Annotated in this window: 12 protein-coding genes; 10 read left to right on the forward strand and 2 right to left on the reverse strand. The window is 65.1% G+C overall.

Going from position 1 to position 13,979, the window contains the following annotated elements; genetic code table 11:
• Positions 1–48: 48 nt before the first annotated feature.
• Positions 49–1,374 carry a sn-glycerol-3-phosphate ABC transporter substrate-binding protein UgpB gene (gene ugpB, locus XH90_RS33380; RefSeq protein WP_371748287.1) on the reverse strand — a complete coding sequence of 442 codons (1,326 nt, stop codon included), beginning with the start codon at positions 1,372–1,374 and terminating at the stop codon, positions 49–51.
• Positions 1,375–1,584: 210 nt separating this feature from the next.
• Here ugpB and XH90_RS33385 point away from each other — a divergent pair, with 210 nt between their 5' ends.
• The 10 genes from XH90_RS33385 to XH90_RS33430 all read left to right on the forward strand — a co-directional run bounded on the left by XH90_RS33385 (position 1,585) and on the right by XH90_RS33430 (position 12,634).
• Positions 1,585–2,580 carry a TRAP transporter substrate-binding protein gene (locus XH90_RS33385; protein ID WP_194478460.1) on the forward strand — a complete coding sequence of 332 codons (996 nt, stop codon included), beginning with the start codon at positions 1,585–1,587 and terminating at the stop codon, positions 2,578–2,580.
• A gap of 63 nt (positions 2,581–2,643) precedes the next feature.
• A complete protein-coding gene (locus XH90_RS33390; RefSeq protein WP_194482894.1) occupies positions 2,644–4,665 on the forward strand; it encodes an ATP-binding protein in 2,022 nt (673 codons plus the stop codon).
• Complete coding sequence (locus XH90_RS33395) at positions 4,635–6,380, forward strand: DUF3369 domain-containing protein (RefSeq protein ID WP_194478461.1); 1,746 nt, start codon at positions 4,635–4,637, stop codon at positions 6,378–6,380. The genes XH90_RS33390 and XH90_RS33395 overlap by 31 nt, the downstream gene beginning before the upstream one ends.
• A gap of 24 nt (positions 6,381–6,404) precedes the next feature.
• Positions 6,405–7,142, forward strand: a complete 738-nt coding sequence (locus XH90_RS33400) for a response regulator (RefSeq protein WP_194478462.1) — start codon at positions 6,405–6,407, stop codon at positions 7,140–7,142.
• A gap of 299 nt (positions 7,143–7,441) precedes the next feature.
• The gene (locus XH90_RS33405; RefSeq protein ID WP_194478463.1) at positions 7,442–8,053 is read left to right on the forward strand and encodes a sigma-70 family RNA polymerase sigma factor; all 612 of its coding nucleotides are present in this window, start codon (positions 7,442–7,444) and stop codon (positions 8,051–8,053) included.
• Between the two features lie 306 nt (positions 8,054–8,359).
• Positions 8,360–9,052, forward strand: a complete 693-nt coding sequence (locus XH90_RS33410; protein ID WP_194478464.1) for a cytochrome c biogenesis CcdA family protein — start codon at positions 8,360–8,362, stop codon at positions 9,050–9,052.
• 30 nt (positions 9,053–9,082) lie between these two features.
• A complete protein-coding gene (locus tag XH90_RS33415; protein WP_194478465.1) occupies positions 9,083–9,649 on the forward strand; it encodes a thioredoxin family protein in 567 nt (188 codons plus the stop codon).
• A gap of 83 nt (positions 9,650–9,732) precedes the next feature.
• On the forward strand, positions 9,733–10,707 hold the full coding sequence (locus XH90_RS33420; RefSeq protein WP_194478466.1) for a hypothetical protein: 975 nt from the start codon (positions 9,733–9,735) through the stop codon (positions 10,705–10,707).
• A 197-nt stretch (positions 10,708–10,904) separates the two neighbouring features.
• Positions 10,905–11,498: a L,D-transpeptidase gene (locus tag XH90_RS33425; RefSeq protein ID WP_194478467.1), complete on the forward strand. Its 594-nt coding sequence runs from the start codon at positions 10,905–10,907 to the stop codon at positions 11,496–11,498.
• 98 nt (positions 11,499–11,596) lie between these two features.
• Positions 11,597–12,634, forward strand: coding sequence for an amino acid ABC transporter substrate-binding protein (locus XH90_RS33430; protein WP_194482895.1), 1,038 nt, complete (start codon positions 11,597–11,599; stop codon positions 12,632–12,634).
• Between the two features lie 168 nt (positions 12,635–12,802).
• On the opposite strand, the gene XH90_RS33435 is transcribed toward XH90_RS33430, so the two are convergent.
• On the reverse strand, positions 12,803–13,942 hold the full coding sequence (locus XH90_RS33435; protein ID WP_194478468.1) for an acyl-CoA dehydrogenase family protein: 1,140 nt from the start codon (positions 13,940–13,942) through the stop codon (positions 12,803–12,805).
• Between the last annotated feature and the right edge of the window lie 37 nt (positions 13,943–13,979).

Below are 13,979 nucleotides of genomic sequence, written 5' to 3' on the forward strand. Positions count from 1 at the left end.
CAACGCGGGTCGCGCTTCGCGTGCACGCTCGGCAGATCAGCGCCGCGTCTACCGTTCCGGGCTGGCGCGCTCGAACTGGCGCAGCAGCTTGTTGCCGCGCTCGACCGCGGAATCGAGCGCGGCTTGCGCGCTCTTCTGGCCGGCAAAGGCCTGCTCGAGCTCTTCCTCGATCGCGCCGCGGATCAGGTTGAAGGAGCCGAGCCGGATGCCCTTCGAATTCTCGGTCGGCGGATGCAGCGTGATCTCCTCGAACGAGATCGCCGAGCCGGGGATGCGTTCGTAGAATCCTTGCGCGCGCGTCAGCTCGAAGGCGGCGCGGGTAACAGGCAGGTAACCGGTGTTCTGGTGCCAGGCGGCCTGAACGCCGGGCTGCGACAGATAGGCGAAGAACCGCGCCACGCCCTTGTATTCGTCGCGCGGCCGGTCGCGCAGCACCCACAGCGTGGCACCGCCGATGATGGAATTCTGCGGCGCGCCCTTCACGTCGGGCCAGTACGGCATCATGCCGTAGCCGATCTCGAATTTCGAATTGGCCTTGATGTCGGCACGCGTCGCCGAGGAGCCGATGAAGATGCCGCATTCACCGTTCTGGAAGCGCGGCTCGGCCGACTGCCCACGGCCGCTATAATCGAAGATCTTCGTCTTCTGCCATTCGGCGAGCTGGGCGATGTGCTTGACCACGACCGGATTGTTGATGGTCAGCTCCGCATCGAGGCCCGCAAAGCCGTTGGCCCGGGTCGCCAGCGGCAGATTGTGAAACGCCGAAAAATTCTCGACGTGAATCCACGACGGCCACGACGTGGTGAAGCCGCAGACGGCGCCGCGCTCGCGCAGGCGTTTTGCAGCGGCGCCGAGTTCGGGCCAGGTCTTCGGCGGCGCCTCCGGATCGAGGCCGGCGTCGCGGAACATGGTCTTGTTGTAGTAGAGGATCGGCGTCGACGAGTTGAACGGGAACGACAGCAGATTGCCCGCGGCATCGGTGTAATAGCCGGAGACCGCCGGAAGATAATCGTTGAGCGAGAACGGCTCGCCCATATCGCGCATCATGCTGTAGACCGGATAGATCGCGCCCTTGGCCGCGGTCATGGTGGCGGTGGCGACCTCGTTGACCTGGACGATCGCGGGCTGGCTGCGCGAGCGGAAGGCAAAGATCGCGGCCGTCACCGTCTCGGTGTAGCTGCCCTTGTAAGCGGGCACGACGCGGTAATCCGACTGCGAGGCGTTGAAATCGGAGGCGAGCTTTTCGAGCTGCTTGCCGAGTTCGCCGGACATGGCGTGCCACCAGGCGATCTCGGTGGTCGCGCGCGCCTCGCAGATCGAGGCGAGGGCCAAGGTGGCGGCGGCGACCTGCAAAAGGCGCAAAGCTGAAGTCACGATGGCTCTTCCCGGATCAAGCGGCAAAAGGCGACCGCATCCTGCTTAAGGCGCAGCACAGGCGGTTTCAACCGGGAATGAAGGCGAACGGTGGCGCACAATCGCCCGGCCGGCCCAAGGACGGGGGCGGGATGGCCTTCCCTCTACCATCTGGTAGATTGCATTGAACCTTTTTATCCCGCCATAGACTCCATCTCCGAGGGGTTGAGTGTGCCAGTGTTAAACCGTGCCGAACTCTCACGGACCGGGGTGATTTTCGTCGCGCTATTGGTCGCCATCTGTGCGACGAGCGCCGCTGCGCGCGAATTCCGCGCCGCCGACACCCAGGCCGAGGACTACCCGACCGTCCAGGCGCTGCGCTACATGGGCGCCCTGATCGCCGAGCGCACCGGCGGCCGCCACGAGGTCAAGGTGTTTCACTCCCGCCAGCTCGGCGAGGAGAAGGAGACGATCGAGCAGACCCGCGCCGGGGCAATCGACCTCAACCGGACCAACGTGGCCCTGATCGGAAATTTCGTCCCGGCGATGAACGTGCTCGCCATGCCGTTCCTGTTCCGGTCCATCGAGCACATGCAGAAGGTGCTGGACGGGCCTATCGGCAACGAGATTCTGAACAGCTTCGAGCCCTACGGCTTCGTCGGGCTCGCCTTCTACGATTCCGGGGCACGCTCGATCTACAACTCCGTCCGCCCGGTGAAGAGCCTCGCCGACCTCAAGGGATTGCGGATCCGGGTGCAGCAATCGGAGTTGATGAGCGAGATGATCCGCGCGCTCGGCGCCGAGCCGGTCGAGTTGCCCTATGGGCAGGTGCTGACGGGGCTCGCGACCCATCTGATCGACGGCGCCGAGAACAACTGGCCATCCTTCGTGACGACAGACCATTACAAATATGCCGGCTACTACACCCTCACCGAGCACACCATGAGCCCGGAAGTGCTGGTGATCTCGCTCAAGGCCTGGCGCAGCCTGTCGGCCGGGGACCAGACCATCTTCAGGGAGGCCGCGCAGCGCTCCAGCCGGTTCATGCGCGAGAAGTGGCGCGACCTCGAGGAGCAGTCGCAGCACAAGGCGGAGGCCGCCGGCATCTCCGTGATCAAGGACATCGACCGCAAGCCGTTCGAGGATGCGATGGCGCCGATCTACGCCAAGGCGGCGCAGGATCCCGCCGCGGCCGCGCTGATCGAACGCATTCGCAAGGTGGAGTGAGGCCGCTTGATCGCGCCAGGCACCAGCGAGATCGCAGAGCGGCCGCCCGGCCCGATCGGGCGGATGCGCGCGCGCCTCGTCGGCGCGCTGCGGGCGGTGCCGATCCGCTGGCGAATCCTGTCGATCGCGGCGCTGAACTCGGCCGTGGTGATCGTGCTGGCGGCGATGATCTGGAACGGCGCGCAGGTGCTGGGCTCGGCCTGGGACGACGTCCGCCAGGTGCGCGAATCCGACCGGATCCTGGCGCTGCTCGAAAGCGAGACCGGGCGGCTCCAGAACCTGATCCACCGCTACATCAACCAGCCGAGCCCGGACCTGTTCGCCGAGATCCTGCTGCTGCGCGAAGCCGTGCTGGGCACGCTGACCGACCGCGCCGCCAAGGACCCGATGCTGTCGGGATCGGTCGAGGAGCTGGAGCGCACCACCGACCGCTTCCTCAACGGCTTCGGCGAGCTGCGCACCGTGCAGGCCACCATCGCCAAGACCTACGAGGAGCAGGTGCAGGGCCCGGCCAAGGACATGGCGGGCCTGTACTCCATCATCGAGGGCGCCACCGGCCATCGCGACGCGCTGATCTGGCCCTCGCTCGGCAAGTCGCGCGAGGCCTTCACCGCGATGCTTGTCGCGGCCAATTCCTATTACCTGTCGCAGTCAGTGGCCGCGGCCGACGACGCGCGACGCCACACCGAGACGATCGAAAAGACGATTCCCGTCATGATCGATCTTGCCGACAACGACCTGCAGCGCATGGCGCTGCAAAAGCTCGCGACCCGCACCACGGCGCTGCAGGAGGGCTTCGCAAAACTCTCGGAGCAGCTGACCAACCGCACCGAGCTGCTGCGCAACACCATCGACGCCAGCCAGGCCGAGGCGATCGGCGCCATCGACGATCTCTCGACCAAAATGCGCCGGCGCGAGCAGAAGGCGCAGGAGACGTTCGACCGCACGCTGGGGGCGATTTCCCGCCGCGTTCTCTCCATTGCGGTGATCTTCCTCGGCATCATCCTCTCCGCCGGCGTGCTGATCGCGCTGTCGATCCGGCTGCCGCTGCAGCAGATCATGGCGGCGATGCGCGCGATCACGCTCGGCGATCTCGGCCGCGAGGTGCAGGGCACCAGGGCGCGCGACGAGGTCGGCGCCATGGCGCGCGCGGTGGAAGTGTTCCGCGAGAACGCGATCGCGAAGCGCCAGACCGAGGACGAGCTGCGCGCGTCGAAGGAAAAGGCCGAGAGCGCCCTGCTCGAGCTCAACACCGCGCAGCAGAATCTGATCGACGCCGAGCGGCTCGCAGCCCTCGGCGGCCTCGTCGCCGGCGTCGCGCACGAGGTCAACAACCCCATCGGCATCAGCCTGACCGTGGCCTCGAGTTTTGCGAGGCGCAGCGAGATCTTCGAGGCCCAGCTCAGGGGCGACGGAGGCCTGCGCCGCTCGCAGCTGGACGAGTTCGTGCAGTCTTCGCGCGACGCCTCGCAGCAGCTCGTCGCCAACCTCACCCGCGCCGGCGAACTAATCCAGTCGTTCAAGCAGGTCGCAGTCGACCGCTCCCACGCCGAGCGGCGGCAGTTCTCGTTGAGCGAAGCCACCGACCAGATCATCGCGAGCCTGCGGCCCGTGCTGAAGCGCTCGCCGACCACGCTCCAGGTCGATGTGCCCGAGGGGCTGCTGCTCGACGGCTATCCCGGCTCCTACGGCCAGATCCTGACCAACCTCTTCCTCAACGCCGCCAACCACGCCTTCGCCGACGGCCGCGCCGGCACCATCACGATCTCGGCCCGGCCGCGCGGTACCGACGACATCGAGATCATCTTCGCCGATGACGGGGCCGGCATGACCCCGGACGTGCAGCGCCAGGCCTTTGACCCATTCTTTACCACCCGGCGCAATGAAGGTGGCACGGGACTGGGCTTGCATATCGTCTATAACCTCGTCACCCAGCAGCTGGGCGGGCGGATGATGCTGGAATCCAAGCTGGGACAAGGCACTACTTTTCGGATTATCATGCCGCGGATCGCCAAGGGCGGCGCGCAAAGCACAGAAAGCGACGGGACTTCCCAATGGCCGAACAGGACGATGTCCTCCACCTGATCGACGACACCGGTACCGCGTCGGAGGATATGGACGCCCGGAGATGGAAGATCGCCGTCATCGACGACGATCCGGCCGTGCATGACGGCACGCGCTTTGCGCTCTCGGACTACAGCTTGAACGGCCAGAGCCTGGAGATCCTCTCCGCCCATTCCGCGGCGGAAGGCCGCAAGCTGATGGCCGAGCACGGCGACATCGCCGCGGTGCTGCTCGACGTCATCATGGAGACCGACGTCGCCGGCCTCGAGCTGGTCGAATACATCCGCAACGTGCTCAAGAACGAGACCGTGCGCATCATCCTGCGCACCGGCCAGCCCGGCCAGGCGCCGGAGCGGCGCGTGATCGTGCAGTACGACATCAACGACTACAAGGCCAAGACCGAGCTCACGGCCGACAAGCTGTTCACCTCGCTGACCGCGGCGCTGCGCTCCTACCAGCAGCTCGAGCGCATGGTGCAGACGCGGCGCGGGCTCGAGATCATCATCGACGCGGCCTCGACGCTGTACGACTTCAAGTCGATGCAGCGGCTCGCCGAGGGCGTGCTGACCCAGCTCGCCTCGCTGCTCAATGCCGATTGCGCCGGCATCCTCGTTCTGCGCGACAATGGCGGCGTCGACCCCGAGCTCTCCGTGCTCGCCGGCAGCGGCTGCTACAGCCGCTTCATCGGCACGACGTCGTCCAAGGCGCTCGATCCCGATTTGCGCGCGATGGTGGAGGCCGCGTTCCAGGGCCGCAAGAACGAATTCGCCGACCATCGCAGCGTGATCTATCTGCGCACCGGATCGGGCCGCGAGGTCGTGGTGCTACTGCAGGCCGAACGCGAGCTGTCCGAGACCGATCGTTCATTGGTGGAGATCTTCTCCTCCAGGCTCTCGATCGCGTTCGACAACGTCATCCTCTATCAGCAGCTCCAGGACGCCAACACGCAGCTGGAAGACCGCGTCGCCCAGCGCACCCGCGCCTTGATGCAGGCCAACCGCCGCCTCTCGGCGCAATGGCTGCGGCTGCAACGCGCCAACGGCTTCAAGAACGAGATTCTCGGCACCGTCGCCCACGATCTGAAGAACCCGCTCGGCGTCATCCTCGGCCGCACCGAGATGCTGAAGGAGCTGATCTCGACCGGCGCGTCCGCAAGCGGCGTGGTCGCCCAAGTCGATCACATCCGCGACGCCACCAAGCGCCTGACCACGATGGTCGACCATCTGATCTCGGACGCGATGGCGGATGCCTTCGACATCACCATCCGCCGCGAGCCGGTCGACGTCGCCGCGCTGGTGAAGGAAGTCGCCGAGGCGAACCAGCCGCTCGCGGTCAACAAGCAGCAGGCGATCAGCGTCACCGCGCCGGCCAACATCGTCACCATGTGCGACACCGACCGCATCCGCGAGGCGATCGACAACCTGATCAGCAACGCCATCAAATATTCGCCGATCGCCGGCAGGATCGCCGTGGCGGTCATCCACGAGGGCCACGACACCATCATCAAGGTCAGCGACGAGGGCGCCGGCCTGTCGCCGGAGGATCTCGGCCGCCTGTTCGGCCGATTCCAGCGGCTATCCGCAAAACCGACGGCTGGCGAGAGCTCCACGGGGCTTGGGTTGTCCATCGTCAAGCGTATTATCGACATGCATGGCGGCGAGGTAACCGCCGACAGCGACGGCCCCGGCAAGGGCTCGACCTTCACCATCACCCTGCCCGCGACCGAGATGCCGTGATTCGAGTATCGAGATCCGAGTGACATGACACAAAGCCAGCACATCATGATCGTCGACGACGAGGCCCCGGCCCGGGAGATGGTCGGCGATTACCTCAAGATGCACGGCTTCACCGTGACGCTGTGCGACGGCGGCAAGGCCCTGCGCGCCGCGATCGACGGAGGCATGCCCGACCTCGTCGTGCTCGACCTCAACATGCCCGAGGAAGACGGGCTGTCGATCATCCGCGACCTCAAGAGCCGCATCAACGTGCCCGTGATCATGCTCACGGCGACGGCGAGCCCGATCGACCGCGTCGTCGGCCTCGAGCTCGGCGCCGACGACTACGTCGCAAAACCCTGCGAGCTGCGCGAGCTGATGGCGCGCATCCGCTCCGTCTTACGGCGAAGCGCGCCGGTGAAATCAGCGGGGTCCGACGCGGCGCCGGCGAAATCGGACAAGGATCAATTGGTGCGCTTCGGCACCAAATGGCTCGACCTCGAAGCCCAGGCCCTGCGCGACGACGAGGGCAACGAGCATCCGCTCACCGCATCCGAATTCGGGCTGCTCAAGGTGTTCGCGGCCAATCCGAAGCGCGTGCTGTCGCGCGAGCGCCTCCTGGAATTGGCCAATGCGCGCGACGCCGAAGCCTTCGACCGCGCCGTGGACCTGCGCATCATGCGCATCCGCCGCAAGATCGAGCCCGACCCGACCAAGCCTGCCGTGATCCGCACCATCCGCGGCGGCGGCTATCTGTTCTCGCCCGCGGGCGAGAAGGCTTAGCATCGCCTCCGCGGTCGCCCCGACGAAGGCCAGGTCGACGGAAGCGTATGCGGTGCGACCAAACGCAAGCCCCGGAAAATCGTTCCTGCTCGTCCAAATCAGCGGTCCCGTATTTTCCGCACATTGAAATTCCACGCTTTTCCGGTCCGAATGTTTCGTCGCGACCCCTCCGACGAAACAATTTGGCGACGCACGAAACCATTTTCCCCTTTTCGTGCAGACGTCCCGAAACGTTGGCTCATTAACACTTTGGTCCAAGGAAACGCCGCTCGGTTGCGGCGCACCGGGGAGCCAAGTCCATGCCGAACGTCATCGCCATCAACGCCCAAGCCAGCCAGGGCATCATTGCCGCTCAGGCGACCTCGGACGACATGCTTCTCGAAAGCATTGCCGACGGCAACCGGACGGCCATGCACATCCTCTACTGCCGTCACAATGTGCGGGTCTACCGCTTCATCCTGCGCATCGTGCGTGACGCCACCACGGCGGAAGACCTGGTCAGCCAGGTGTTCCTGGACGTGTGGCGCACCGCCGGCCAGTTTCAGGGCCGCTCGCAGGTCTCGACCTGGCTGCTCTCGATCGCCCGCTTCAAGGCGCTCACCGCGATGCGCCAGCGCCGCTTCGAGGACATCGACCAGGAAGACGTGCGCGAAATTCCGGATGGATCCGACACGCCCGAGGCCTCGCTCGACCGCAGCGACACCAGCGCCATCCTGCGTGCCTGCGTCCAGAAACTGTCGCCCGCGCATCGCGAGATCATCACCCTCGTCTACTACCACGAGAAGTCGGTGGAGGAGGTCGGACGGATCATCGGCATCCCCCAGAGCACGGTGAAGACGCGGATGTTCTACGCCCGCAAGCAACTCGCCGATCTGCTTAAGAATTGCGGCGTCGACCGTTTCGCCGCCTAAGATCAGATATTTCAATGGGATAGGACCGGACCTCCGGCCCCGTCCCGGGACACCAAAGCGTTACCGCCGACGAAACAAATGAAACAAAGCACAACATCAGGCGGAAAAACTTCGTCCCTATAAAGCTGACATACGGTTTTTGCTTAAACCTCCCAAGACCTCCAGCGACCCGGACGGGATGCCCCCCTCCGGGTCGTTTTGTATTTGGGGCTGGGAGCAGCACCCCCCGTCACGAGCGCGTGACGGCGCGTAACGTCCGGCATCCCCATTCCGAACTGCCCTCGTGACTTCCATCACGAGTGCCCCATGCTCGAATTGCTCTTCGCCATCCTCGCCGGCATCCTCACCATCGCCGCACCCTGCACGTTGCCGATGCTGCCGATCCTGCTCGGCGCCTCGATCGGGCGCTCGTCGCAGCTGCGGCCCGCGATGATCGCGCTCGGCTTCGTCGTTTCCTTTTCCGCCGTCGCTTTGCTGCTCGGCGCGCTGACGCGGGCCTTCGATTTCGATCCGAATGTGCTGCGCGAGGCGGCGGCGATCCTGCTGCTCGGCTTCGGCCTGTTGATGCTGTGGCCAACACCGTTCGAATGGCTGTCGCTCCGGCTCAATGGCTGGCTCAATTTGGGCGGCGGCGCGCAGCGCGAGGGCGCGCTGGGCGGACTCGTGCTTGGCACCACGCTCGGCCTGGTCTGGACGCCCTGCGCCGGTCCGGTGCTCGGCTCGATCCTGACGCTGGTCGCGACCTCGAAGAACCTCGCCTGGGCCGGCACGCTGCTGGTCGCCTACGCGATCGGCGCGGCGATCCCGATGCTGGCGATCGCCTATGGCGGACAGGCCGCGACCACGCGCGTGCGCAGCCTCGCCCGTATCTCGCCGCGGCTGCAGCAGGGGTTCGGCGTGGTCGTGATCGCCTTCGCGCTCGCCGCCTACTTCCAATACGACACGCTGATCGTGGCGTGGCTCACCGGCTTCTATCCCACCGGCCAGATCGGCCTGTGATCGCCTCACCTCTCAACGGAGAACAAGACCATGACCTTCAAGCTGCTCGCCGTCTCCGCCGCCCTGATCGGTTTCGCCGTGACCGGTGCCGTCATCCCCGGCATCTGCGACGAGGCCACGCCCGCAGCGCCGGTCAAGATCGCGGCCGCGAGCCAGGCGGTGACCGCGCCCGACTTCGCCGGCATCAGCAACTGGTTCAACTCGAAGCCGCTCAACATCGCCGATCTCCGCGGCAAGGTCGTGCTGGTCGATTTCTGGACCTACGGCTGCGTCAACTGCGTCAACACGCTGCCGCACGTCACCGAGCTCTATGCAAAATACAAGGACAAGGGCCTGGTCGTGGTCGGCGTGCACACGCCCGAATTCCCGTTCGAGCGCTCAGCCTCCAATGTCCAGGCGGCGCTGAAGCGCCACGGCATCACCTATCCGGTGGCGCAGGACAATGATTCCAAAACCTGGGATGCCTACCGCAACCAATATTGGCCGGCGCAATATTTGATCGACCAGACCGGCAAGATCGTGTTCCAGCACGAAGGCGAGGGCCGCTACGACGAGATCGATCGCACCGTGGCGAAGCTGCTGAACGCCAGCAGCTGATGCCGCATGCCGCGGCCATGTGATGCGGCTTGACTCCACGGACCCGTCCGTGGAGTTTCGCAGCCACCAAATCAGCCGCCGCAATGAACGACGCGACCACCAGCAACGACATCCGCCTTCGCGAAGGCTCCTCGATCGCGCAGCGGCTTGTCGTGGCCGGCTCTGCGGCGGCCGTTGCGCTCTGCTTCACGCCGGGGCTGTTCACCCACGATGTCCTGGAGGTGACCATCTCCGTGGTCGCGCTGCTGGCGGGGGCGGCGTTCGTCGGCGCGGTCATGCTGACGCCGGCGGTGGTGTGGATCATCACGCCGGACGAGATCCTGATCGGGCGACAGCGTCCGTTCGGGAAACTCCGGACGCGAATCGTCGCGAAAGACGACATCACGAGACTTCAGGTTCCCGGCAGCAAAACCGCCAAAGCCCGCTTCCAGCTCGCCTTCACGCTGGCCTCGGGCGAACACCTGACCTCTCCGCCGCTCTCGGACGTCACCCATGTGCATGAGACCGTGGCGCGGATCGCGGCGCAGTTCGACGTCCCCGACGTCGAGGCGCCCGTCAATCCGCTCGATGCCAGCAATCCCGAGATGCGTCTTGGCGAACCCGTCGAGCCGTTCTCGCAGAGAGACATCAGGATGGCGGCGTTGATCGCCGTCGCGCTGAGTGTCGCACCCTATGCCTACAGGCTCTGGCGTGGCTTGCCGCCCCAATGGATCGACTACACGCTGCTGCCGCTTGGCGTGGTCGCCGCGTTCGGCGTCTACCGATTTGCCAATCTCGTCACCGGCGCGTTCTGGGTCATCCGCGAGGGCGATATTCGCGTCGAACGCCTTTGGGGCAATGGCCAGCCGCGTGAGGACTATATCGATGGGCCCGGCGTGAAAGCGATCACGGTCGAGCGGCGCGGCCGGTCCGAGGATGAGCATTGCATCGTGACGATCCGCCTGCAGTCCGGACGACGGTTTCGTAGCCCCCGGATCGGCTCGCGCAACGAGGCCCGCGCGGTCGGCGCCGAGATCGTCCGGCGGCTCGGGATCGGGGCGAAGGCCAACCAAATCTAGGCACTTCTACCCAGACGCGAGATGACCGATGCGGCTTTTCGCGCCACCCCACCCTGTTCATGGTGTTGATCCACGTCAAAAAACCAAAGCATTCTCGTGACATATCAACCGCGCGTGCCTTTAACTTGCCACGAAGCTGCCCCTGAGTTCAGATGGTTCCTGACGATTTGCGCTGTGGCAGCGGGGAGAGCTTTGAAATGACGGATTTTCGTCGCCTGACCGGGACATTGTTGGCTGCGATGGGGCTGATCCTGTCCGCGCCGCAAGCCTACGCCCAGCAGCCGGACCGCGGCGACGAGCCCGGCCTGATCGCCGACGACAGCTACCAGCTCGATCCGGAATGGCAGAAGCAGGTCGTTTACTACCGCACGACCGAACCGCCGGGCACCATCATCATCTCGACCGCCGAGCGTCACCTCTACCTGATCCAGCCCGGCGGGCGCGCGATCCGCTACGGCATCGGCGTCGGCCGCGACGGCTTCCAGTGGCAGGGCCTGGTGCAGATCACCAACAAGAAGGAATGGCCGGACTGGACGCCGCCACCGGAGATGATCCAGCGCCAGCCTTACCTGCCGCGCTTCATGGCCGGCGGGCCGGGCAATCCGCTCGGCGCCCGCGCCATGTATCTGGGTACCACGGTCTATCGCATCCACGGCACCAACCGCCCTGACACGATCGGCACCAAGGTGTCCTCGGGCTGCTTCCGTCTGGTCAACAACGACGTCGCCGATCTCTACGATCGCGTCCCTGTCGGGACCAAGGTCGTCATCAGGCAGAAGCCTGAACTCTAAGCCTGCCGTTCGCACACGATCTCCTGCAATCCCCTTGGGATCGTGTGTCCCGCCTCTTCCAGAATTCCTTTTCCCGATTTTTTCGAGAGAGCAACATGATGCGCACATTTCGAGGCGGCCTGCTGATCGGGCTCGCGGTCGCCGTGCTGGTCGCCGCCTTGGCCATCACCTACGAGTTCTACGACACCCGCACGCTGAAGCGCACCGTGCGTCGCGGTGAAGTGCTGTGTGGCGTCAACAAGGGCCTGCCGGGCTTCTCGATCCCCGACGACAAGGGCAACTGGACCGGCTTTGACGTCGATTTCTGCCGCGCGGTGGCCTCCGCAATCTTCGACGACCCGAACAAGGCGAAGTTCATTCCGCTCGACGCCAGCGAGCGCTTCAAGGAATTGCAGAGCCGCAAGGTCGATATCCTCTCGCGCAACTCGACCTGGAGCTTGTCGCGCGAGCTCCAATACGATCTCTATTTCCCGGCGGTCGCCTATTACGACGGCGAAGGCTTCATGGTGCCGCGCTCCCGCAACAAGGAGACGTCGCTCGATCTCGCCGACAGCAAGGTCTGCGTTCAGTCCGGTACCACCACGCTGCTCAACCTCGCCGACTACTTCAAAGCCAACAACATGAAGTATGAGCTGATGAAGTTCGACAAGCTGGACGACGTGGTGAAGGCCTACGACACCGGCAAATGCGACACGCTCACCGCCGACGTCTCCCAGCTCTATGCGCTGCGGTTGAACCTGTCGAAACCCGGCGATCACATGATCCTGCCCGACGTGATCTCCAAGGAACCGCTGGCCCCCGTCGTGCGCCAGCGCGACGACGACTGGATGATGATCGTGAAGTGGACGCTCTACGCCATGATCAACGCGGAAGAACTCGGCGTCACGTCGCAGAACATCGACGAAGCGCTGAAGTCGAAGAAGCCGGAAGTGATGCGGCTGGTCGGTACCGAGGGCAATTACGGCGAACAGCTCGGCCTCACCAAGGACTGGGCCGTGCGCATCATCCGCCACGTCGGCAATTACGGCGAGATGTACGAGCGCAACATCGGCGCGAAGTCGCAGCTCAAGATCCCGCGCGGCATGAACCAGCTGTGGAATGCGGGCGGCGTGCAGTACGCGCCGCCGATGAGGTAAGAAAGTCTAACCGCCGTCATTGCGAGCGTAGCGAAGCAATCCAGAGTCTTTCCACGAAGACAGTCTGGATTGCTTCGCTTCGTTCGCAATGACGGGTTCGGGGTAGGCGCCCTCCACACCCTCAACTGTCATCGCACATGAGGCACGCCCTTCGCGCCTCAGCCTGCCTCAATACCCCCGCGCCCGCGCGAGCTGCTCGGTGTGGTAGTTGGCGTCGCCGAACAGCTCCTCGCACACGCGTGCGCGCTTCATGAAGAAGCCGATGTCGAACTGGTCGGTCATTCCCATGCCGCCATGCATCTGCACGCCTTCCTGCACCGCGCGGGTGGCGGTGGTGCCGGCGCGGGCCTTGGCGACTGCGACGCTTGAAGCAGCCTTGGCGACGTCGGCATCCAGCGCCTGCAGCGCCTTCATGGTGGCGGCGCGGGTGATCTCGATGTCGACATAGAGCTCGGCCGCGCGGTGCTGCAGCGCCTGGAATTCGCCGATCAGCTTGCCGAACTGTTTTCTGTTCTTGAGGTACTCGACGGTGCGGTTGAAGACCTCGTCGCTGAGGCCCACCATTTCGGCGGCGATCGCGCCGCGGCCGATGTCGAGCACGCCGTCGAGCAAAGCGGCGCCCTGGTCGACCTCGCCGAGCACGCTGTCGGCATTGACCTCGACGTTCGCAAGCTCGATCCGCGCCGCATTGTGCGCGTCGACCATGACGGTGCGCTCGATCGCAACGCCCCTGGCCTTGGGATCGACCAGGAACAGCGTCAGCCCGTCGCGCCCACCGGCGGAGCCAGCCGTGCGCGCGGCGACGATGAAGAGATCGGCGACATGGCCGTCGACGACCAGCGCCTTGGCGCCCGACAGCTTGAAACCATTGCCGGCGCGCACGGCCTGCAAATTGGTCTGGAGCGGACGATGCTTTGCGCCCTCGTCCACCGCGAGCGTTGCGAGCAGCGAGCCGTTGGAGATCTTCGGCAGGTATTCCGCCTTCTGCGCGGCATTGCCGCCGCGGTTCAGCGCCGAGGCCGCGACCACGGAGGTGGCGAGAAACGGCGACGGCATCAAGGTGCGGCCGATCTCCTCCATGACGACACCGGCCTCCATGAAGCCGAGGCCGCTGCCGCCGAACTCTTCCGGCACCAGGAGGCCGGCAAAGCCCATCTCGGCGAAGGAGTGCCACAGCTCCTTGGAGAAGCCGGTGGGATCCTTGCTATCGCGCAAGCTGCGCAGGTGCGACACCGGCGCCTTGTCGCTGATCAGCCCGCGCGCGCTGTCGCGGAGCATCGATTGTTCTTCGGTGAGGACGAGAGCCATGTGCGTGTTTCCGATTCGAAATCCAATTGTCTTCGTC

The sequence above is a fragment of the Bradyrhizobium sp. CCBAU 53338 genome (assembly GCF_015291665.1).
Taxonomy (GTDB): Bacteria; Pseudomonadota; Alphaproteobacteria; order Rhizobiales; family Xanthobacteraceae; genus Bradyrhizobium.